Source organism: Actinomycetospora sp. CA-084318, from assembly GCF_050955885.1.
GTDB lineage: Bacteria > Actinomycetota > Actinomycetes > Mycobacteriales > Pseudonocardiaceae > Actinomycetospora.
In genome coordinates this window covers 254,317-274,922 of sequence record NZ_CP192098.1, presented here as the reverse complement: position 1 = coordinate 274,922, position 20,606 = coordinate 254,317, and the positions used below count along the sequence as shown (strand labels likewise).

At 74.0% G+C, this 20,606-nt stretch carries 23 protein-coding genes and 1 pseudogene; 10 read left to right on the top strand and 14 right to left on the bottom strand.

From position 1 onward, the window contains the following. Positions 1-259 precede the first annotated feature (259 nt). Entirely contained in the window at positions 260-772 is a 513-nt protein-coding gene (locus ACQPYX_RS01345) for a hypothetical protein (RefSeq protein ID WP_433801119.1), read from the top strand. Here ACQPYX_RS01345 and ACQPYX_RS01340 read toward each other — a convergent pair. The 6 genes from ACQPYX_RS01340 to ACQPYX_RS01315 all read right to left on the bottom strand — a co-directional run bounded on the left by ACQPYX_RS01340 (position 769) and on the right by ACQPYX_RS01315 (position 5,918). Then, complete coding sequence (locus ACQPYX_RS01340) at positions 769-1,527, bottom strand: SDR family NAD(P)-dependent oxidoreductase (protein WP_433801118.1); 759 nt, start codon at positions 1,525-1,527, stop codon at positions 769-771. The genes ACQPYX_RS01345 and ACQPYX_RS01340 overlap by 4 nt on opposite strands. A gap of 8 nt (positions 1,528-1,535) precedes the next feature. Beyond that, the gene (locus ACQPYX_RS01335) at positions 1,536-2,543 is read right to left on the bottom strand and encodes an acetamidase/formamidase family protein (protein WP_433801117.1); all 1,008 of its coding nucleotides are present in this window, start codon (positions 2,541-2,543) and stop codon (positions 1,536-1,538) included. Then, entirely contained in the window at positions 2,540-2,863 is a 324-nt protein-coding gene (locus ACQPYX_RS01330; RefSeq protein WP_433801116.1) for a putative quinol monooxygenase, read from the bottom strand. The genes ACQPYX_RS01335 and ACQPYX_RS01330 overlap by 4 nt, the downstream gene beginning before the upstream one ends. Before the next feature lie 68 nt (positions 2,864-2,931). Then, the gene (locus tag ACQPYX_RS01325; protein WP_433801115.1) at positions 2,932-3,321 is read right to left on the bottom strand and encodes a hypothetical protein; all 390 of its coding nucleotides are present in this window, start codon (positions 3,319-3,321) and stop codon (positions 2,932-2,934) included. Positions 3,322-3,367: 46 nt separating this feature from the next. After that, positions 3,368-5,158 (bottom strand): protein kinase domain-containing protein, encoded by a 1,791-nt coding sequence (locus ACQPYX_RS01320; RefSeq protein WP_433801114.1) that lies wholly within the window; start codon positions 5,156-5,158, stop codon positions 3,368-3,370. Positions 5,159-5,216: 58 nt separating this feature from the next. Further along, positions 5,217-5,918: a DUF1707 SHOCT-like domain-containing protein gene (locus ACQPYX_RS01315; protein ID WP_433801113.1), complete on the bottom strand. Its 702-nt coding sequence runs from the start codon at positions 5,916-5,918 to the stop codon at positions 5,217-5,219. 44 nt (positions 5,919-5,962) lie between these two features. On the opposite strand from ACQPYX_RS01315, the gene ACQPYX_RS01310 reads away from it, so the two are divergent. Further along, on the top strand, positions 5,963-6,937 hold the full coding sequence (locus tag ACQPYX_RS01310) for a DUF3048 domain-containing protein (protein WP_433801112.1): 975 nt from the start codon (positions 5,963-5,965) through the stop codon (positions 6,935-6,937). A gap of 20 nt (positions 6,938-6,957) precedes the next feature. Beyond that, positions 6,958-7,131: a CsbD family protein gene (locus tag ACQPYX_RS01305; protein WP_433801111.1), complete on the top strand. Its 174-nt coding sequence runs from the start codon at positions 6,958-6,960 to the stop codon at positions 7,129-7,131. Between the two features lie 48 nt (positions 7,132-7,179). On the opposite strand, the gene ACQPYX_RS01300 is transcribed toward ACQPYX_RS01305, so the two are convergent. Next, positions 7,180-7,425, bottom strand: a complete 246-nt coding sequence (locus ACQPYX_RS01300; RefSeq protein ID WP_433801110.1) for a hypothetical protein — start codon at positions 7,423-7,425, stop codon at positions 7,180-7,182. Positions 7,426-7,803: 378 nt separating this feature from the next. Between ACQPYX_RS01300 and ACQPYX_RS01295 the strand changes: the two genes are divergently transcribed. Both ACQPYX_RS01295 and purU read left to right on the top strand, forming a co-directional pair. Next, entirely contained in the window at positions 7,804-8,154 is a 351-nt protein-coding gene (locus tag ACQPYX_RS01295) for a hypothetical protein (RefSeq protein ID WP_433801109.1), read from the top strand. Between the two features lie 14 nt (positions 8,155-8,168). Beyond that, positions 8,169-9,026 (top strand): formyltetrahydrofolate deformylase, encoded by an 858-nt coding sequence (gene purU, locus ACQPYX_RS01290; protein ID WP_433801108.1) that lies wholly within the window; start codon positions 8,169-8,171, stop codon positions 9,024-9,026. A 206-nt stretch (positions 9,027-9,232) separates the two neighbouring features. Here purU and ACQPYX_RS01285 read toward each other — a convergent pair. Then, positions 9,233-9,355 (bottom strand): annotated as a pseudogene (locus ACQPYX_RS01285) (type II toxin-antitoxin system PemK/MazF family toxin); the annotation flags it as partial. A gap of 68 nt (positions 9,356-9,423) precedes the next feature. Here ACQPYX_RS01285 and ACQPYX_RS01280 point away from each other — a divergent pair. Continuing rightward, positions 9,424-9,735, top strand: a complete 312-nt coding sequence (locus ACQPYX_RS01280; RefSeq protein ID WP_433801107.1) for a hypothetical protein — start codon at positions 9,424-9,426, stop codon at positions 9,733-9,735. Between the two features lie 193 nt (positions 9,736-9,928). Here ACQPYX_RS01280 and ACQPYX_RS01275 read toward each other — a convergent pair whose 3' ends face one another. After that, a complete protein-coding gene (locus ACQPYX_RS01275; RefSeq protein WP_433801106.1) occupies positions 9,929-11,476 on the bottom strand; it encodes an alpha/beta hydrolase in 1,548 nt (515 codons plus the stop codon). 184 nt (positions 11,477-11,660) lie between these two features. On the opposite strand from ACQPYX_RS01275, the gene mtnA reads away from it, so the two are divergent. Continuing rightward, positions 11,661-12,605 carry an S-methyl-5-thioribose-1-phosphate isomerase gene (gene mtnA, locus ACQPYX_RS01270; protein ID WP_433801105.1) on the top strand — a complete coding sequence of 315 codons (945 nt, stop codon included), beginning with the start codon at positions 11,661-11,663 and terminating at the stop codon, positions 12,603-12,605. On the opposite strand, the gene ACQPYX_RS01265 is transcribed toward mtnA, so the two are convergent. After that, positions 12,602-13,534, bottom strand: a complete 933-nt coding sequence (locus ACQPYX_RS01265; RefSeq protein ID WP_433801104.1) for an SDR family NAD(P)-dependent oxidoreductase — start codon at positions 13,532-13,534, stop codon at positions 12,602-12,604. The two genes, mtnA and ACQPYX_RS01265, sit on opposite strands and share 4 nt — an antisense overlap. Positions 13,535-13,616: 82 nt before the next feature. On the opposite strand from ACQPYX_RS01265, the gene ACQPYX_RS01260 reads away from it, so the two are divergent. Further along, the gene (locus tag ACQPYX_RS01260) at positions 13,617-14,162 is read left to right on the top strand and encodes a TetR/AcrR family transcriptional regulator (RefSeq protein ID WP_433801103.1); all 546 of its coding nucleotides are present in this window, start codon (positions 13,617-13,619) and stop codon (positions 14,160-14,162) included. On the opposite strand, the gene ACQPYX_RS01255 is transcribed toward ACQPYX_RS01260, so the two are convergent. Beyond that, entirely contained in the window at positions 14,152-14,769 is a 618-nt protein-coding gene (locus ACQPYX_RS01255; RefSeq protein ID WP_433801102.1) for a proteophosphoglycan 5, read from the bottom strand. The genes ACQPYX_RS01260 and ACQPYX_RS01255 overlap by 11 nt on opposite strands. Positions 14,770-14,839: 70 nt before the next feature. Between ACQPYX_RS01255 and ACQPYX_RS01250 the strand changes: the two genes are divergently transcribed. Beyond that, the gene (locus tag ACQPYX_RS01250) at positions 14,840-15,709 is read left to right on the top strand and encodes a sterol desaturase family protein (protein WP_433801101.1); all 870 of its coding nucleotides are present in this window, start codon (positions 14,840-14,842) and stop codon (positions 15,707-15,709) included. Here ACQPYX_RS01250 and ACQPYX_RS01245 read toward each other — a convergent pair. Both ACQPYX_RS01245 and ACQPYX_RS01240 read right to left on the bottom strand, forming a co-directional pair. Further along, positions 15,678-16,967 carry an aspartate aminotransferase family protein gene (locus ACQPYX_RS01245; RefSeq protein WP_433801100.1) on the bottom strand — a complete coding sequence of 430 codons (1,290 nt, stop codon included), beginning with the start codon at positions 16,965-16,967 and terminating at the stop codon, positions 15,678-15,680. The genes ACQPYX_RS01250 and ACQPYX_RS01245 overlap by 32 nt on opposite strands. After that, positions 16,964-17,743 (bottom strand): MerR family transcriptional regulator, encoded by a 780-nt coding sequence (locus ACQPYX_RS01240; protein ID WP_433801099.1) that lies wholly within the window; start codon positions 17,741-17,743, stop codon positions 16,964-16,966. The genes ACQPYX_RS01245 and ACQPYX_RS01240 overlap by 4 nt, the downstream gene beginning before the upstream one ends. Positions 17,744-17,796: 53 nt before the next feature. Between ACQPYX_RS01240 and ACQPYX_RS01235 the strand changes: the two genes are divergently transcribed. Next, on the top strand, positions 17,797-19,671 hold the full coding sequence (locus ACQPYX_RS01235) for a prolyl oligopeptidase family serine peptidase (RefSeq protein WP_433801098.1): 1,875 nt from the start codon (positions 17,797-17,799) through the stop codon (positions 19,669-19,671). Here ACQPYX_RS01235 and ACQPYX_RS01230 read toward each other — a convergent pair. Next, entirely contained in the window at positions 19,661-20,539 is an 879-nt protein-coding gene (locus ACQPYX_RS01230) for a bile acid:sodium symporter family protein (protein ID WP_433801097.1), read from the bottom strand. The genes ACQPYX_RS01235 and ACQPYX_RS01230 overlap by 11 nt on opposite strands. Positions 20,540-20,606 lie beyond the last annotated feature (67 nt).

Below are 20,606 nucleotides of genomic sequence, written 5' to 3'. Positions count from 1 at the left end.
GGTCACTGCCCGATCACGGTCCCTCGGGGTGGAGCCGTCTCTCGGAGGGCCGCCGGGCAGGCGATCCCGTCGGGGTCAACGGCAGCCCTGCGACGCGGATACAGGGGGAACGTGGCGTGCTCCGTGACCGGATGGAAACATGCGGCGAGCGGTGTCCGGTCGCGCTCGGATGGGCGACACTGTCCTCCGCTCGCGGGAGATCGGCCGGTCGCCGATCGACGTCCCGCATCCCGACCGGGACGACGACGAGAGGTGGCCCATGACCGACGAGCCGGACGATCCCCGCGGGGAGGCTTCGGGTGCGTCGGAGGGTGCGTCGGAGGGCGCCCCGGACCGCACGGGCGCCGACCGGCCGGGGCTGGTCGCGGGCGAGGCGGCCGCCATGGCCCGGTTCGGCGACGGTCCGGCGCTGTTCTCGGCCGACATCCCCGCTCCGCGGCACCCGCACGTCGGCCCGCTGCTGCCCCACCGACGGCTCGCCTTCCGCGCCGGGCTCGGCCGGGAGGACGCGGTCGCGCCCGAGTCCCACGGCGAGCGGTCGTCGGGAGAGCTGGTGCTCGCCCCGCGGCACCTGCCGGCGCGTCCGGTCGAGGACCTCGCGAGCCGGTGGCACCGGCTCGGGGTCGCCACCCGACGAGGCGTGGTCGTGGCGGTCGACTGGACCGCGCGCGGCGTGGTCGCCGCCGTCACCGCGCTCGGGGCCGCAGCCAACGCGGTCGTCGGCCTGATCTTCGGCCCCGAGCGGCCCGCCCTCCCGGAGGGCCGTCGCTAGAGCTGGACGCCCCGCGTCAACGCCCCGTCGACGACGAGGTTGGTGCCCGTGACGAAGGACGCGACCGGACTGGCGAGGAAGGTGACCGCCGCCGCGATCTCCTCCGGGCGGGCCATCCGGCCGGTCGGGTTGAGCGCGAGGGCCCGGTCGTAGAGCTCCGGGTCGCCGGACTCGATCGACTCCCACACCCCGCCGGCGAAGTAGGTGTTGCCCGGCGACACCGTGTTCGCCCGCACGCGTCCGGCGAGCTGGTGGGCGAGGCCCTGGGTGTAGTGCACGATCGCGCCCTTGAACGTCCCGTACGGGCCGGCGGCGAAGTCGATCTCGCGGCCGGAGACGCTCGAGATCGTGACGATCGACCCGGCGTCGGAGGCCTCCAGCGACGGCAGTGCCGCCTCCACGAGCCGCACCGTGCCGAGCATGTCGGTGCGGAAGGACGCCTCCCAGTTCTCCTCGGTGGGCGGGATGGCCAGGGCGGACACGTTGGCCACCACCACGTCGATGCCCCCGAGCTCGTCGGCGCACCCGGTCACCCACGCGCGCAGGGCGTCCCCGTCGGCCACGTCGACCGCCGCGCCGCGCACGTCGTGCCCGGCCGCGGTGAGCTCGGCGACCGTCGACTCGACGCCCTCGGCGCCGCGGGCGCAGAACGCGACCGTGGCGCCCTCACCCGCGAGGCTCTCGACGACGGCCCGCCCGATGCCCTTGCTGCCGCCGGTCACCAGGGCCCGTCGGCCCCGGAGCTGCAGATCCATCGATCTCCCTAGAGTTCGGCCGCGCGGACGCGCAGCGACGCGTGCAGCCCGTCGTAGGGCTCGACGCGGGGCAGGAACGCCTTGGACACCTTCGTCACGGCGCTGTAGTTGGTGTCGACCACGTTGGCCAGCGGGGCCAGCGAGATCTGGGTGAGCAGCTCGTAGGCGTCGAGCCGGTCGAGACCGTGCAGCGTGCCGAGCCAGGAGATCATCTCCTTCTGCCCGATCCGCCACGCGTCCTCGAGCGGGCGCGAGGAGCCGACCGTGATCAGCTCGTCGTCGCTCTCGATCCGCGGCCACAGCGGCGCGGGGGCCACGTCGGCCTTGACCAGCTCCACGATCAGGGTCACGTGCATCGCGCCCTCGACCGCGGTGCCGCACGACTCGCCCTCGCCCTGGCGGTAGTGCCCGTCGCCGACCGAGAAGTTGGCGCCGGGTTCGTTCACCGGCAGGTAGCAGGTGACGCCCGCGCGCATCTCGGGCGTGTCCATGTTGCCGCCGAACGCGTCCGGGGTCAGCGACGAGCGCACCTCGCGGGCGGCCGGCGCCACCCCGACGGTGCCGAGCATCGGCGCCACCGGCAGGTCGACCGAGAACTCGCTGCGCCGGGCGACGAAGGTGACGGTGCCGCGCGCCCTATCCAGCTCGTAGATCCAGGTCAGCTCGGGCAGCGGGTCGTCGAGCAGTGCGGTCCGGTCGGTCCCGGTGAGGCCGCCGAAGAACGGCACCAGCGTCGAGGCGCCCCAGTCCCGGGCCGGGGTGAGGTCGACCAGGTGCAGGACGAGCGTGTCCCCGGGCTCGGCGCCGCGGACGGCGAAGGGCCCGGTCTGCGGGTTGAGGAAGCGCGGGTCGAGGACCGCGCTCGGCAGGTCGGTGACCGACCGGATGCGGCCGCCGAAGGCGTCGTCGCACCAGAGCCGCAGCACCGTGCCCGGCTCGACCTCCCGGACCGGGGCGACCCCGCCGAAGGTCCACGCGTACTGGTCGGGGGTGGGGGTGAACTCGAGCTCGGTCACCGCGGCTGGATCTCGCCCATCGGACCGAACCCGTCGTGCGGGGTGTCGATGTAGAGGATCTGCGGCTGCGCGGAGACGAGGTCGGGCATCTTCTCGAAGAACTCCTTCACGTACGGCTGCGAGGTGTGCGTGGAGCCGGCGTCGGCGTCCCGGAAGCCCTCGATGCAGACGTACTCGTTCTCGTCGGTGAGGCTGCGACTGAATGTGAAGTACAGGCAGCCCTCCTCGGCGTTCACGTTGCGCGCGTAGGAGTCCGCGAGCGCCAGCCAGTCGTCCGTCCTCTCCGGCCGGATCTGCATGACGATGTTGATGACGATCACGACGGACTCCCTCGGCACGACGGCGGTGGCCGGCCCAGCCTGGTGGGTCGGGGCCCCGCGGTCCAGCGCTAGAAGTGGTCGGCGCCGGTCAGCTGTGCCTCGAGCCGGTCCGCGGTCTCGGTGACGAGTCGGAAGGGGCCCTCGAACTCGGCGAAGGTCAGGTCCTCGAGCGGGGCGGCGTGGCGGAACACGGCCGTCCCGCGCACGGCGACGGCGCCCCCGACGACGGCCTCCTCGGCGAGTTCGAGCAGGCGGCGCGCGTCGATGTCGTCCAGCCGGGCGATCGGGGACTCGATCTGGATCCAGTCGTGGCCGTCGACCTCGCCGCGGTGGTGGACGTACACGAGCTGGTCGCGGTCGTCGGTGGTCGGCAGGCGGAAGGTGAGGTTGTCGGCGTCCTGCGCCATCACCTCGTAGCGGACCCGGACCCACAGCACGAGGTCGTCCCAGCTGGCCACGGACACTCCCCTTCAGGCTCGACTGGCCGAACCGTAGCAGCGGGTCTCAGCGCGCCCCGACGAGCTTGTCCCAGGCGAAGCTGCCGACGGTGGCGGTGGCCCCGGAGCGGTCGAGCAGGCGCAGGAGCGCGGCCCCGTCGCGCGGGCGGTCCGCGGCGTCCTGGGCCGTGGCCCGGCGCAGGACCGGCACGAGGCGCGGCGAGAGCCGGCCGACGCCGGTGAAGGCGTCGGCGGGCGGCCCGTCGAGGATGCGCCGGGCGATGTCGACGATGTTCTCGCCGTCGAAGAGGTGGTCGCCGCGCGCGGCGAAGACCACGCAGCACGCCCAGGCCCACACGTCGGTGGCCGGGCCGGCGCCGTTGCCGGTGACCTGCTCGGGGGCCATGTAGCCGGGCGTGCCGACCATGTTCCCGGCCGGGGTGTGGTGGGTCTGTCCGACCACCCGGGCGATCCCGAAGTCGACGACCTTGGGCCCGGCGGAGGTCAGCAGGATGTTGCCGGGCTTCAGGTCGCGGTGGGTGATCCCGTCGTTGTGCAGGGCGGCGAGCGCACGGGCGAGGGCGATCGCCATCCGCGTCAGGGTCTCCGCGTCGCGCACGGCCCCGCTCTCGCACACGTAGGCGTGCAGCGAGGGTCCGTCGAGGCGCTCCATCACGATGTAGGGCATCGAGCCGTCGAAGCCGACCCCGAGGACGCGGGCGGTGTAGTCGCCGGTGACCTTCTGCAGGGTCTGGCCCTCGCGCAGGAAGCGGGTGCGGGCGTCGACGTCGTCGAGCAGGTGCGGGGCGAGCACCTTGATCGCCACCTGGCCGGCGGTCCCCGCGCGGTGGCCCAGGTAGACCGTGCCCATGCCGCCCGACCCGAGCCGGCCGGTGAGCTGGTACTCGCCCACGGTCCGCGGGTCGTGCGGGGTGAGCGGCTGCTCGGGCGGCGCCATGTCGATCAGGCGCGTCGCGGTCGTGGGCGGTCGCGGGGCGGCGGTGGAGCGCGGGACCGGGGGCGGCGTCCGCCCGGGGCCGGATCGGGGCCCGGCCGGGACGGCGGCGGGACGGGCCGCGGTCGGCGGACGGGCACCGGCCGCTCCCAGCGACGGCGCCGGTCCCCGTCGGGACCGGATGAGGCGCCGTTCCTTGGGGTCGGGGAGGCGCGCGGCGCGCAGGGCCTCGGGCAGCACGGGGGCCTCGGCACAGAGCTTCGGGCGCATCGCGCGCACGGTCATCTGGTGGCCGAGCAGGAACAGCCCGGCGGCCAGCGCGCCGTTCTCCAGGCCGATGAGCAGCAGCAGGCCGAAGACGACCGCGGCGAACAGCCACGTCGTCCGCCGCTTCGACAGCGGCCAGGGGCGGGTCACCGGCATGGCGCGGCGCCGCTCGACGTCGAGCGCGGCCACGTGCAGGGTGGCGACGGCGAGCGCGAGGACCACCGACACCACCGACGCGACCACGAGCACGGCCGAGCCCGAGCTCGGCGTCGGGAGCCCGGCGTCGTCGAGGGCCCCGACGAAGCGGTCGATGAGCACCCGCCGGTCGGCGTTGCCGCCGGCGGCGAGGCGGGCCGTGAGCACCGCACCCACCACCGTGACGGTCGTCGCCAGCGCGGCGAGGCCGAGGACGACGGGCACCGGGTCGCCGGCCTGACGGTGCAGGTGCCGGACCGCGCGTCGGCGCTCGGGCCCGGTCAGACGCGCCACCCGGCCGGTGACCACCCGGTCGACCAGGAGGGCCTGGCGGCGGCGCGCGACGAGGGCGCGGTAGAGCGGGGAGGCGCACAGTGCGAGGAGGAGACCGGCGGCCAGCGGGGCGAGGAGCCGGAGGCCGGCACCGGGGTCGAGCGTCACGGGTGTCCCTCCTCGCTGTGCGTCGGTGGCCCTGGGCCGGCTCCTGGGGTGCTCGACGTTACCTGGCGCCGCCGTCGGATCGGCGTGCGTCGGGCCGGGCGGGTCGGTGGGCGCGCGTCACGCGGCGGGCCACGGACCGCGGCGCCTCGGCCGGGAGTGCGCGCAGCCGCTCCCACCGCCCGCGCACCGGGTGGCGCAGCACGACGTCACCGAAGGAGTGCCGCCCCCGCACGCTCACGTGCAGGTCACCGCGGTCGCGGCGGTGCACCGTCTCGTCGCGGACGGCGCCCGCGGAGATCCGGAGATCGTCGACGTCGGCGGTCGCCCCCTCGGGCAGCACGATCGTCGGCGAGCACATCCCCGTGACCAGCTCCACGGCGACGACGGCGGTGGCGCACTCCGCCTCGGAGAAGTCCAGCAGCACGCGGCCGACCCAGCTGCGCACGCGGACCGTCGGCGGGGCCTTCCAGAGGCCGCGGCGGGTGATCGACCCGCCGAGGCCCGCCTCGAGCTCGAGGACGTCGCTGCCGTGCGAGGAGTGCAGCACGAAGCCGGGGAGGTCGGAGAGCAGGCCGTCCAGCTGGTCGCGGTAGCGCGCGGCCTGGGCGATCGCGACGCGGTCGGAGTACTCCACCGGCGTCAGCCGACCGGCGACCATGGCCCGCGCGAGCATCCCGGCGACGTCCTCGCGCTCGGCGTCGGAGGCACGCTCCCGCGGCGGTTCGACCGGTTCGGGTTCCTGCGCTGCGCGGCGCGCCATGCCCTGATCATAGGTCGGCGCGCGCGGGCGCGAGGATGGTCGCCGTGGCGGACGGGCCGGACGAGGGTCGGCGGACGCAGGCGCTCGGGGTCGTCCTCGCCCTGGCGGTGGCGGCCGTGCTCGGCGTCGTCGTGCTCGGCGGGCACGACCCGGCGGGCGCTCCGGTGGCGGGCACCCGCACCGCCCCGACCGCCGGCACCTCACCGCTGACCGGCACGGGCGACCCGGGGCGGGCCGTGCTCGCCGTCAAGATCGACAACGCGCCGGAGGGGCGGCCGTGGATCGGGGTCGGTGACGCCGACGTCGTCTACGTCGAACCGGTCGAGGCCGGACTGACGCGGCTGCTCGCCGTGTTCGCCTCGCGGCTGCCGCCGGCCGTCGGCGCCGTCCGCAGCCTGCGCGAGTCCGATCTCGACGTGCTCGCCGCGTACGGCCGCCCGGCGCTGGCGTACTCCGGCAACGCCCCCGAGCTCGACGCCGACGTCGCGCGCGCCGCCATCGACGGGGTGTCGGCCGAACGCGTGCCCGCGGCCTACCGGCGGGCGGCCGACCGCCCGGCACCGCACGACCTCGTCGGCGACCCCGCGGCCCTGCTGCGGGCCGCCCCGGACGCGGCCGCGCCCCGCGACGTCGGGTTCCGCTTCGGCCCACCGGCCGCGGGCGGCAGCCCGGCCCCCGACGTCGTCGAGCGCGTCGGGCGCACCGAGGTGCTCGCGCGCGCCGACGGTGGTCGGTGGGCCCTCACGGTCGGCGGGACCCCCACCGACGTGCGCCCCGCGACGATCGTGGTGCAGCGCGTCCCGGTGCGGACCTCCGCCATCCGCGACGTCGCCGGCTCCCCGTCCCCGACGGCGGTGACCGTGGGGTCGGGGCCGGTCGAGGTGCTCCGCGACGGGCGCCGTTATCCCGGGACCTGGTCCCGTGCCGCGCCCACCGACCCGACGACGTTCACCGGCGCCGACGGCGCCCCGCTGACCTTCGCGCCCGGACCGGTCTGGGTGCTGTTGGTGGCGGCCTGAGATCGGGTACCTCCGTCGCCATGGCTACCGGTGACAAGATCGACAACAAGACGGACGAGCTCAAGGGCAAGGCGAAGGAGGCCGTCGGCAAGGTCCAGGACGACAAGGACCTGCAGGCCGAGGGCAAGGCCGACCAGACCAAGGGCAGCATCAAGCAGGCCGGCGAGAAGGTGAAGGACGCCTTCCGCAAGTGACGCTCCCAGACGGCGGGTCCGCGCGGCGGGCCCGCCCTCGGGCGGTCGTCAGTACCCGCGGGAGAAGCGGTTGCCGGCGAAGCCGTAGACGGGCGTCCCGTCCGGGTCGCGACGGGCGAGCCGGTGCACCGCGAACACGTTCACGCCCGGGATGGTGCCGCCGTTGACGCCGTCGGTCGGCGTGCGCGGCCCCTTCTCCACGAGCACGAGGTACTCCTCGGGGGGCGGCGCGGTGTCGATGACGCGCACGTCGTGCTCCCCCGCGCAGGGTCCGTCCTGCAGTCGGATCCGCATGGCGCCCCTCCCTCCGGCACGAACATGGTCGCACGATCCGGTTACCGGCGAGTCGCATGGCCCACACCCGCGGGCTACGCCTTGACGCGCGGGTGCACGCAGAGGAGTCTCGGAAGCGTCGATCATGCCCCCCGTGATCGACGCGAGCCCGGTCGGTGTCCCCCCGCCGACCGGGCTTCTCCATGTTCGGACACGCTGCGTGCCGCACGCGCTCACCCGCCGGCGCCGGGGCGACCACGAACGGGCCAGTCCGACGATCCCGTCATCGCACGTCCACCGATCCGATACCCCCGGGACGTCCGGGCACGTGTGAAGTGCGCGCGTCAGGGCACTCTCCCTGGGCCGCACCGTGAACGGCGTGTCGAGGAGGCCCGGCCCGTGGACGACGACGAGCGCCGCCACCTGCGGGACCTCGTGCACCGTGCCCACGAGGCGTTGGGCGAGGTCACCGCCCGGCAGGCGCGGTGCCCGGCGGGCGTCGACCGCTTCGACTGGTCGGCGGACCTGCTCGACGAGCTGGCCCGCGTCGCGCTGCAGGTCGGCGACGCCGCCGCGGCCCTCTCCGGGGGCGAGGACGACGAGCTCGAGGCCCGCTCGCGAGACCTGGCCACGACCATCGTCCGGCGCCGGAACGACGCCCTGACCCCGCTGCGCCCGTCCCGGCGCCGACCGCGACGACCCGCGGTGCCCGCGCCCCTCGACGGGCGCGCGTTGTCGCGGCACGCCTGACTACCCTGCTCGGCGTGTCCCGCCCCGCCGACACCGTCGGCCGCCTGCTCGTCCGTTGTCCGGACCGCTTCGGGATCGTCGCCGCCGTCTCGTCGTTCCTCTCGGCCTCGGGCGCGAACATCCTGTCGCTCGACCAGCACACCACCGCGACCTACGACGGCACGTACTTCCAGCGCACCGAGTTCGCCCTGCCCTCGCGCGATCTCGACCGGCTGCGGGCCGCCTTCGACTCCGACGTCGCGCGCCACTTCGCGATGGACTTCACGGTCACCGACACCGCCGCCCCCAAGCGCATCGGCATCCTGGTCTCGAAGATCGACCACTGCCTGCTCGACCTGCTGTGGCGCACGCAGCGCGGTGACCTCGACGTGACCGTCGAGGTCGTCATCTCGAACCACCCGGACCTGGCGGCCGCGGTGGCGTCGTTCGGGGTGCCGTTCGTGCACGTGCCCGTGACCCCGGAGACGAAGACCGACGCGGAGGCCCGGCAGGCCGAGCTGCTGGCCGGGCTCGACCTGGTGGTGCTCGCCCGCTACATGCAGATCGTCTCGGCCGACCTGCTCGCGGCCGTCGGAGCACCGATGATCAACATCCACCACTCGTTCCTGCCCGCGTTCGTCGGGGCGGTGCCCTACCGGCAGGCCAAGGAGCGCGGCGTGAAGCTCGTCGGGGCGACCGCGCACTACGTCACCGAGGAGCTCGACCAGGGCCCGATCATCGAGCAGGACGTGGTGCGGGTGAACCACCGCCACACCGCGGCCGACCTCACCCGCCTCGGCGCGGACGTGGAGCGCTCGGTGCTCTCCCGCGCCGTGCGCTGGCACTGCGAGGACCGCGTGATGCGCGACGGGGCCACCACGGTCGTGTTCTAGGACCGGGTGGTCACGCGGTCCACGCGACGTACATCGCCAGCACGACCACCAGCAGCACGAGCAGCAGGGCGAGGGCGGGGATGCCGGTCGGCGTCCTCGGGGTGGGCACGGCCATGGTCGATCTCCTCACCGGGGCTGGGCGTGTGCCCACTCATCGCCGCCCGCACGCCCGGTGTGAGCCGATGTCACCCGATCGTGATCGGTGGTCAGAGCTGCAGATGGAGCCGGAGGGCGTCGTCGAGTTCGGTCAACGTCTCGGGGGAGAGACGGCCGACGACCCCACCCAGGCGCTCGACCGCGATCGCGCGCACCTGCTCGGCCTGCGCCTTCGAGTCGCTGCTACCGCGTTCCTACCGTGGTCGGGCCCGGCCGCGGGGCTCGGTGGCATCCTCGGCGGGTGAGCCGGATCCAGCGCCACGACGACGGGCTCGAGGTCGACGTCCATCCCGGCCGCGAGGAGTTCGCCGCACGCGTGGTCGCCGAGCGCGAGGGCCTCGTCGGGAAGGCCCTGCACCTGATGTCGCTCTATCTGAACCTCGACCGACGCGGCTTCCACCTCGACACCATCACCGTGCCCACGGCCGGCGAGGCCGAGCTCAGCTTCTCCTGGAGCTCGGCCGAGGAACCGGAGGCCGAGGGTTACACGCGGTTCGACGTGTCCTTCTCCGCCGACCTCCACCCCACGGGCTTCGCCGTCCGCTTCGTCTGACGGCCCACCCTCCCGTCGAAGGTGACACCAGGCAGTTCGGGCGCCCTCGGGACCTGCCTCACGTCACCCTCGCGGCAGGTGGGCGTCGGGTCAGTTCCGCCGACGACCCGCCCTCCCGCCGAGAGTGACACCAGGCAGTTCGGGCGCCCTCGGGACCTGCCTCACGTCACCCTCGCGGCAGGTGGGCGTCGGGTCAGTTCCCCAGCCAGCGCTGCGGCGCCACCGCCGTGACCGCGCTCGCCGCCGCCTTCGCCGCGGACGCCGTCGGAGCGGGCAGGGTCACGGCGGTCGGGGTCGGCTGCGGGGTCGGGTCGCACTGCGCGTCCGACCCGCCGCCGCCCGTGCGGGCGGGCAGGGTGCCGTCGCTCAGGTAGCGCGCCACGATCTGGTCCTCGCACGGGGCCTGGCCCTGCAACGTCCCGGCGTGGGTCGTGCCACCGACGCCCTCGACCAGCACCGACCTCGGGAACGACTGCCGGACGGCGAGCGCGCCGGCGTACGGCGTCGCCGCGTCCTTCGTCTCCGAGACCAGCAGGATCGGCGGCGCCGCGGCCCCGTTGACGGCCGTCGGCCGACCGGCCGGAGCCGGCCAGGAGGTGCACGGCGCGTTGAACCAGGCGTTGGCCCAGGTCTCGAACGGCGCCTTCGGGTAGAGCGCCGCGTTCTTCGCCCGGAACTGCGGGTAGCGCGACCACGGGGAGTCGGTGCACTGCACGCCGAGGTAGACCGCGTACCCGTTGTCGTCGGTCGGCGCCGGGTAGAGCGCGAGCAGCCCGGCGGGGTTCTGCTGGTTGACCCAGGCCGAGAACGCGGACGCGATGTCCTCCCAGCCGTACACGTAGTAACCGGCCTGCAGGAAGATGTCGTTCCACTCCGAGGAGCCGATCAGCTTCCCGGCCGGCTGGGTGCGCAGCTTCTGGTACTGCTCGTCGTAGCGCGCGCGCACCGCCTGCTGCGTGGTGCCCAGGTGGTAGACGGAGTCGTACTTCGCCACCCACGCGAAGAACACGCCGATCGAGGTCTCGAAGGCGACGTCCTGGTCGTAGTTGCCCTGCTCCCAGACCTTCGCGGGGTCGACCACGCCGTCGAGCACCATCCGCCGGGTCTGCTGCGGGTGCAGCGTCGCGTAGGTGGTCCCGAGGTAGGTGCCGTAGGAGAAGCCGTAGAAGTTGATCTGCTGCTCGCCGAGCGCCTTCCGGATGCTCTCCATGTCCTCGACGGTGTCCGTCGTGCGCAGGTGGCGCAGCAGCTCGCGGTTCGCGACGGCGCACGCGGCGGCGTAGCGGGTGGACTTCGTCAGCCACGCGGCCTCGGCGCGCGGGTCCTCGGTGGCCACGTAGTACGGGCGGTTGTAGCCGGCGTAGGTCGTGTCGCAGGACAGCGACGGCTCGCTCGCCCCGACACCGCGCGGGTCGAAGCCGATCCAGTCGTAGGCGTTCCCCGCGCCGTCCGGCACCCGCGACTGCAGCCGCGACAGCCCGAGCCCGGACCCACCGGGGCCGCCCGGGTTCACGAGCATGATCCCTTGCGACTGCGGGGTCTTGTGGGCGATCCGCGAGATCGCGATCCGGATCTTCTGCCCGCCCGGGTTCGCGTAGTCGAGCGGGACGGTGACGAACCCGCACTGCGCGCCCGCCGTGACCAGCGCCGGCGCGGTGCACGGCCCGAAGGCCACCGGCGGCGGTTGGTAGCCCGGCGCCGGGGCCGCCTGGGCCGGCACGGCGGTGAGCGCTCCGATCACGGCGAGGAGCAGGACGGCGGCGAGACTGACGACTCGAGTGCGCAGCGGTCTCTCCTCACACGGATCCGATCGACCCGGCGGACTCTAGACACCCACACGGGCTAATGCCGTGCTCCTGTCCGGTTTCTCCGGATCGTGCGCGACGGTTCCACCGGACGGAGCCCGTGATGTCACCATCGGTGGCGTGGAGTTCGTGGACTGGTCCGACGAGGGTCCGGCCGTGGTGCTGCTCGACCAGCGGGCGCTCCCGCACGAGACGGTGTGGCTGACGCTGCACACGGTCGACGAGGTGGTCGACGCCATCCGCACCCTCGCGGTCCGCGGTGCGCCGAGCCTCGGGATCGCCGGCGCGTACGGCGCCGCCCTCGCCTGTGCGCTCGGCACCCCGGAGGCGGCGCAGCGGATCGCGACCGCCCGCCCGACGGCGGTCCCGTTGAGCCTTGGCGTGCGTCGGGTGATGACGCGCGTCGACGACGGGCCGGAGGCCGTCCTCGCGGAGGCCCGCGCGGTGGCGACCGAGGCCGCCGTCGTGAACGCCCGGGCCACCGAGCGCGCCGCCGACCTCGTGCAGGAGCTCCGCCCCGGGCCCGTCCGCGCGCTGACCGTCTGCAACACCGGCGACCTCGCCTGCGGCCCCGGCGGCTCCGCGCTCGGCGCGATCCTGCGCCTGCACGACCGGGGGGCGCTCACCGAGGTGCTCGCCTGCGAGACCCGGCCGCTGCTGCAGGGCGCGCGCCTCACCGTGTGGGAACTCGCCCGGGCCGGCGCCCCGCACCGGCTGTGCGTGGACTCGGCCGGTCCGGCGGCGATCGCCTCCGGGCTGGTCGACGCCGTGCTCGTCGGCGCCGACCGGATCGCCGCGAACGGCGACACCGCGAACAAGATCGGCACCTACATGCTCGCGTGCGCCGCCGCCCGCTCCGGCGTGCCGTTCCTCGTCGTCGCGCCCGAGGAGACGATCGACCCGGACACCCCGACGGGCGCGGACATCGTCGTCGAGGAACGTGGCGCCGACGAGGTGCGGGGCACCACCACACTCGCCGGCACCCCGGTCTACAACCCGGCCTTCGACGTCACCCCGTTCGACCTGATCACCGCGGTCGTCACGGAGAAGCAGGCCTGGCGCTAGGCCACCAGGCGCTCCGAGACCTCCCACAGCCGCTCCGCGTTCGCCGGGTCGAGCGCGAACGGCGCGACCCCGTGCCGGCCGTCAGCCTGTGTCCGGTCGGTCAGCACCGTCGCCTCGTGGCAGTCCTCGAAGTACCGCCCGCCCACGCCCTCGAGCAGCGGGGACACCGCGCACAGCACGGAGGTCGACGCGCCCTGCTCGACGGTCTTCATCTGCTCGGACGCCCCCGCCGCACGACGGACCGCCAGCAGCGCCTCCATGTCCACGTGCCGCTGCAGCCCCGTGGCGATCCCGCCCGGCATCAGCGCGTTCACGGTGATCCCGTCGTCGGCCCAGCGCCGCGTCGCCTCGACGGCGAAGAGGACGTTGGCGGTTTTCGACTGCGCGTAGGAGATCCACGGGTCGTACTGGACGAACGAGAAGGTCAGATCGTCGAACAGCACCGGCAGGCGCAGGTGCGCCGAGGAGGACACGGCGACGACGCGCGCCCCGCCGGCCGCCGCGAGCGCCCGGTGCAGGCCCGTGGCCAGCGCGAAGTGCCCGAGGTGGTTCGTCGCGAACTGCGCCTCCTGCCCGTCGATCAACGTCCGCTCGGGCAGTGCCATCACACCGGCGTTGTTGACGAGCAGGTGCAGCGGGCCCTGCCAGGCCTCGACGAACGCGGCGATCGAGGCGCGGTCGCCGAGCTCGAGCGGCCGGACGTCGACCTTCCCGCCCTGGCCCCGGATCTCCGCGGCGACCCGCTCACCGGCCTCGACGTTCCGGACGGCGAGGGTGACCTCGGCGCCGTGGGTGGCGAGCGTGCGGGCGGTCTCGACGCCGATCCCGGACGACGCCCCGGTGACGACGGCCCGCGTCCCGGTCAGGTCGATCCCGGCGGCGACCTCGTCCGCGGTGGAGAACTCGCCGAAGGGGGTCTGGATGGTCATGGTCGCGCTCCCTGAAACGTAGGGTCCCTACGGATACAGCTCGACCGTACCACCGAAACGTAGGGCGCCTACGCTTGTCGGTGTGTCCCCCCGTGCCGACGCCCGCGCCAACCGCGACGCCCTCCTGCGCGGTGCGTCCGCCCTGTTCGCCTCCGAGGGCGCGGACGTCCCGCTGGACAAGGTCGCCCGCGCGGCGGGCGTGAGCATCGCGACGCTCTACCGGCACTTCCCGAACCGCGAGGCCCTGGTCGCGGCCGCCTACGCCCAGGAGATCGAGGCGTTGGGTGAGGTTCCCGACGACGGGTCGGGCTCGGTCGCGCTCGCCCGCTGGCTCCTGCGCTTCGTCGAGTTCGCCCGGACGAAGCGGGCGCTGGGCGACCTCCTGCACGCCCCGGGCGCCGATCACCCACCAGCGCGCGGCGTCATCACGGACGCGCTGGATCGCATCCTCGCCCGCGGCGTCGCCGACGGGACCCTGCGCGACGACCGCGACGCCGACGACGTGATCGCGCTGCTCGCCGGCCTGTGGACCCTGCCGGACGACGACTCGTGGCCGGAGCGGGCCGACCGGCTCGCGGGCTTCGTCCTGGACGGTCTGACCGTCCCGAGCCGGCCCGTCAGCTCCTGAAGGCGCGCGCCGCCGCGACGCCCGCGTCGAGGTCCCAGTCCGGGACGTCGGCGACCGCGCGCAGCTGCTCGCGCGTCAGGTCGGCGCCCGCCGCGATGAGCGCGTCGATCGCCGCTCGGTCCACCGGGTGCGGGGCCTCGTTCTCGACGAACTCCTCGATCATCCCCCGACACCGGTCGTCGTCGACGAAGATCGGGTACAGCGAGGTGAACCCGTCGGAGAGGTCGTAGGGCGCACGCCACCAGCGCTCGCCGTCCCAGCCGTAGACGAAGCCCACCCACTGCATGCGGGCCATCCCGTCCACGGCGGGGGCCTCCCACCAGTCCGGGGCGCCGGCGAGGAGGTCGGTCTCCTCCTCCTGGAAGTACGTCGCCGCCTCGCGGAAGTAGGTGTCGGAGTACTCGTGGTCGTTGCCGACGAGCACCGCGCGGCCGTCCCCGACGAGGTGCAGGTCGGCCCAGTTGCCGCCGCCGTCGTCGTAGTGCCAACGGCCAAGTTCGGCGAACGCGCCGCTCCCCCAGCCGCGCGCGCCGAGGATCGCGGCGAAGGCGGCCCAGCGGCCGCGCATGGTCGTCGGGGTGGGCAGGTCGACCGGGACGAGAGCCATGCGCGGCATCCTGTCGTCCCCCGATCCGGGCAGGGGCGGGGGGAACTACTCGGTTCGGCACAATGGCCCCATGTCGGTCCTGCGGGATCCCCTCACGGTCGCGGTGCCGTTCTTCATCGTCTTCGTCGTGCTCGAGGCCGTGTCGTTCGCGGTGTTCGCCGACGACGACCTGCGGGGCTACGAGCGGCGCGACACGATCACCAGCGTCGTCAGCGGCATGGTGGCGCTGCTGTTCAACACCGTCGCCCGCGGCGTGGCCCTGCTCGGCTACGCCGTGCTGTACGAGCTGACGCCGCTGCGGCTCGACCCGTCGAGCCCGTGGACCTGGGTCGGCGTGCTGCTCGGCGTCGACCTGCTCTGGTACGGCTACCACCGCACGGCGCACCGGGTCCGGCTCGTCTGGGCCGCCCACCAGGCGCACCACAACAGCGAGTACTTCAACTTCTCCACCGCGGCCCGCCAGAAGTGGAACCCGTGGTTCGAGATGCTGTTCTGGGTGCCGTTGCCGCTGCTCGGGGTGCCGCCGTGGATGATCTTCACGGCGTTCTCGATCACCCTCGTCTACCAGTTCTTCGTGCACACCGAGCGGATCGGGCGGCTGCCGGCGCCGATCGAGTTCGTGTTCAACACGCCCTCGCACCACCGCGTGCACCACGCGAGCGACCCGGAGTACCTCGACCGCAACTACGGCGGCGTGCTCATCGTCTGGGACCGCCTGTTCGGCACGTACGCCGAGGAGGTGCAGCGGCCGCGCTACGGGCTGACCACGCCGCCGCCCACCCGGAACGTCGTCGGGCTGCAGTACCACGAGTTCGCCGCGATCTGGCGCGACGTCCGCGCGGCGACGACCTGGCGCGAGCGCCTCGCGCACGTGTTCGCCCCGCCGCAGGGCCCCGCCGTCGAGACGGTCAGCGCACCGACCCCAGTGCCGCGTCGATGATCGACACGCCCCGGTCGATCTCCTCCTCGGTGGCGGTCAACGGCGGCGCGATCCGGAACGTCCCGCCCATCCCGGGCAGCTGCACGATGTTGACGTGCAGCCCGAGCTCGGCGCACCGCGTGGTCACCGCCGCGCCCAGCCGGTCGGCGTCCTCACGAAGCCTGCCCCCGTCGCTCCGCTCGCCCGGTTCCAGCTCCAGCCCCACCAGCAGGCCCCGGCCCCGCACGTCGGCGACCACGTCGTGCGGCAACGCCCGCAGACCGGACTGCAGGCGCTCACCCAGCTCGGACGCGCGCCGGTCGAGGCCGTCGCGCTGCAGGACGTCGAGCACCGTCAGGCCCACGGCGGCGGGCAGCGGGTCGTTCACGTGCGTGGTGAAGAACAGGAAGCCACGCTCGTGGGCGCGCTCCTCGATCTCCGCGCTGGTGAGCACGGCGGCCAGCGGCAGCCCGGCCCCCAGCGTCTTGGACAGCGTGAGGATGTCCGGCACCACCCCGTCGCGCTCGACGGCGTACCAGTCGCCGGTGCGGCAGAGCCCGGTCTGGGCCTCGTCGACGATGAGCAGCATCCCCCGTTCGCGGCACTTCTCCTGCAGCGCCGCGAGGTAGCCGGGCGGGAGGTCGACCACCCCGCCGGAGGACAGGATCGGCTCCACCAGGCACGCGGCGAGCGCGCCGACGGACTGCGCGTCGATGAGCTCGAAGCCCAGGTCCAGCTGCCGGCGCCAGTCGAGCTCGCCGTCGGGACCGACGATCGAGGGCCGGAACCGGTCGGGCACCGGCAGCGCGAAGTTGCCGGGCGCCGTCGGGCCGTAGCCCTTGCGCCCGGCGCTGTAGGTGGCGTTCGCGGCGGCCTGGGTCATGCCGTGCCAGGAGCGCGCGAAGGACACGATCTCGTGACCCCCGGTCACCAGCTTCGCCATCCGGACGGCGGCCTCGTTGGCCTCCGCACCCGTCGTCAGGAAGACGGCCTTTTCCAGCGGCGCGGGCAGCGTGGCGGTGAGCCGCTCCGCGAGGTCGAGGACCGGGCGGCTGAGCATGCCGGAGTGCAGGTGGTCGAGGCGCGCGACCTGCTCCTGCACGGTCGCGACGATCTCGGGGTGGGAGTGGCCGAGGATCGCGCTCATCTGCCCGGAGGTGAAGTCGAGCAGCTCCCGGCCGTCCTCGGTGAACACCGAGCTGCCCGCCGCGCGGGCGATGACGTCCGGGGCGAACGCGCCGCGCCCCGAGTAGCGGATGAGGTGCTTCTCGTCGGTCACACCTCGCGAGCCTTCCCGACGCCGGGTCGCTCGGCCAGGGTCTCGGGGTCCCAGCGCGCACGGAACCGGCGGACCATCCGGTTCATGACGTCGAGCTGGGCGGGGTTGTAGAGGTCCTCCATGGCCCGACGGACGGTCCGCAGGTACTGCGGGAGGCCACCGGGCGCGTCGAGCCCGAACGTGGTGATGCGCGGGTCGGCGGTGGCGCGGGCCAGGACCTCGTCGGCGAAGCGCTCCGCGAGCCGGTCGCGGGTGGCCTCGTCCGCGTCGACGTCGAGGGCCTCGAACGCCTCGGTGAGGGCGGGATCGGTGTCCTCACCGCGCACGAGGTCGGCGTACACCTGGCGCCCCTCGGCGCCGAGGGTGCGGCCCATGACGGTGACCAGGTTGCGGTCGTTCTCCGACAGCGTCCCGGTGGTCACGGCCGCCAGGTCGCTCGGCAGGTCGGTGGGCAGCTCGTGCTCGAGGATCTCGGCGAGCTCCGCCCGCAGCCCCTGCAGCCGCTCGACCTGCGCGGCGAGGTCCTCGTCGAGCGCGCGCAGGGCCTGCGCCGGGTGCTCGTCGCCGTCGCCGAGGTCGGCGATCTGCGGCAGCGAGAACCCGAGATCGGCCAGGCGCTTGATCCGCAACAGCCGGACGAGGTGGGCGACGCCGTACTGCTTGTAGCCGTTGCTGCGGCGTTCGGGCTCGGGCAGCAGCCCGACCTCGTGGTAGTGCCGCACCGACCGCAGGCTGGTGCCGGCGAGCTCGGCGAGTTCCCGGGTGCTCCAGCCCACGCCGTCCAGTCTGCCCTTGACCGTGCCGCGACGGCACGGTGTCAGCTGGTCGTATGACGCCGCTGATCCCCGTCGAGGACCTCGTCTCCGCCCCCGAGCGCACCCGCGCGACGCTCGCCCCCGCCGGTGAGCGGATCGCCTTCCTCGCACCGTGGAAGGACCGGCTCAACGTGTGGGTCGCGCCGGCCGACGACCTGGACGCCGCCCGCTGCGTCACCGCCGACGAGACGCGCAGCATCCTCCAGTACCGGTGGATCGACGACCGGTGGATCGTCTACGCCCAGGACTCCGGCGGCGACGAGCACTTCCACCTCTACCGCGTCGACCTCGCCGACCCCGAGGCGCCGGTCGTCGACCTGACCCCCTTCCCCGGGGCGCGGGTGTTCGGTCACGACGACGCCGTGGGTCGCCCGGGCCGCCTGGTGGTCGCGCTGAACCACCTGCGCCCGGACCGGGTCGACACGTGCGAGATCGACGTCGTGTCCGGGGCGCTGACGGTGATCGCGACCGGTGACGGCGAGGTCGGGGGCACGATGGTCGGCCCCGACGGCGACCTCTACGGGATCGGGCAGGACGACGAGGGCCACTGGACGGTGAACCACCGGAGCCCGGACGGTGCGGAGCGGGTCGTGTCCGCGTTCGACGGCGCCGACCACCCCACGGGCCCGTTCCCGGTGCAGCTCACCCCGGACGGCGCCGGGCTCTGGATCGGCCGGCACGGACACACCGACCGGCTGCGGCTCGTGCACCTCGACCTCGCGACCGGCGTGGAGACCGAGGTCGCGGGCCACGCCTCGTACGACCTCGACACGCGGGCCCAGGTCTTCCCGACGATCCCCTCGCCGCTGATCCGCGACCGCGCCGGTGCACTGCTGGCCGTGCGGTACTCCCGGGAGCGTCAGGAGATCGTCCCCGTGGATCCGGCCTTCGCGCCGGTGCTGGAGCGGCTCGAGGCGTTGTCCGACGGCGATCTCGGGGCCGTCTCCACCGACGCCGCGGGACGACGGTGGCTGGTGACGTTCACCCACGACCGCGCGTGGGGCGCCACGTGGCTCTACGACCACGCGACCGGCGACGCCCGGCTGCTCTTCCGCGTGCAGCCGCACCTCGACCCGGCGACGCTGGCCCCGACCACGCCGGTGACGATCCGCGCGCGCGACGGGCGCGACCTGCCGTCGTACCTGACGCTGCCCCTGGAGAAGGACGGACCGGGGCCGATGGTGCTCGTCCCGCACGGCGGGCCGTGGACCCGCGACAGCTGGGGGAACGACCCGATCGCCCAGCTCTTCGCCAACCGCGGCTACGCGGTGCTGCAGGTGAACTTCCGCGGTTCGACCGGGTTCGGCCGCGACCACATGCAGGCCGGGATCGGGGAGCTCGCCGGCGCCATGCAGGACGACCTGCTCGACGCCGTGGACTGGGCCGTCGCCCAGGGCCACGCCGACCCGGCGCGCGTGGGGATCTTCGGTGGCTCCTACGGCGGCTACGCGACGCTGACCGCGGTGACCCGCGACCCGTCGGTGTTCGCCGCCGCCGTGGACTACGTCGGCATCTCGAACCTCGCGACGTTCATGCAGGCCCTGCCCGAGGCGATCCGGCCCGGGCTGCGGAACAACTGGTACGCCTACGTCGGCGACCCCGACGACCCGGCCGCGTACGCGGACATGATCGAGCGCTCGCCGATCACCCACGCCGACCGGATCGTCACGCCGCTCATGGTCTTCCAGGGCGCCAACGACGTGCGGGTGCCGCAGGCGGAGTCGGACACCATCGTCGCGTCGCTGCGCTCGCGCGGGGTGGAGGTCGACTACCGCGTCTACGCCGACGAGGGACACATGTTCGCCCAGACCGAGAACCTGATCGACATGTTCCGGGCCACCGAGCGGTTCCTCGCCGAGCACCTCGGGGGCCGGTCGCTCACACGGTGACCGGGGCGGGCGTCCGCCCGGGCGCGAGGCGCCGCAGGAGGAAGCCCGCCGCGAGGGCGAGCGGGAACATGAGCACGCCGTAGACCGCGGCGGGGACGGCGAGGCGCTCGACGCCGAGGACGCCGACCGCCACGGCGATCGCGAGCGTGCTGTTGTGGATGCCGACCTCGAACGACGAGGCCACGGCCTGCGGATGGCCGACGCGCAGCAGCCGGGGCAGCAGGTAGCCGAGCGCGAGGCTGACGGCGCCGAGGAGCACGACTGCGGGCCCGACCTCGGCGACGACGCCGGGCAGGGCCTCGCGCTCGGAGAGCAGGGCACCGATGATCACGCCCGCGAGGACGAGTGCCGACAGGATGCGCACCGGCCGGTCCGCCCGGTCGGCGAAGCCCGGGGCGACGCGCCGGATCAGCATCCCCAGGACGACGGGCACCAGGACCACGGCGAACACCTGCAGTGCCTTCCCGCCCTGCAGCCCGACCGACCCGTCGAGCCCGAACCACCCGAGCGACAGGCCGAGGACGACCGGCAGCGTGACGACCGCGAGCACCGAGTTGACCGCGGTGAGCGTGATGTTGAGGGCCACGTCGCCGCGGAAGAGGTGGCTGAACAGGTTCGCGGTGGTGCCGCCCGGCGACGCGGCGAGCAGCATCATGCCCGCCGCGAGGACCGGGTCGAGCCCGAGCGCGAGCACCATCCCGAAGCAGAGTGCCGGCAGGACGACGAGCTGCGTGCCCAGGGCGGCCGCGACCGGCAGCGGGCGCTGCGCGACGCGCCGGAAGTCGGCCACGGTGAGCGACAGTCCGAGGCCGAGCATGACGACGGCGAGGGCGGCCGGGAGCCCGACGGCGACGAACACGGAATCCATGGGCTGCCCCCTCGACGTACGGGGACCCATGGTGGCGCGCGCGGGGAACCGGCCACAACGGTCATTC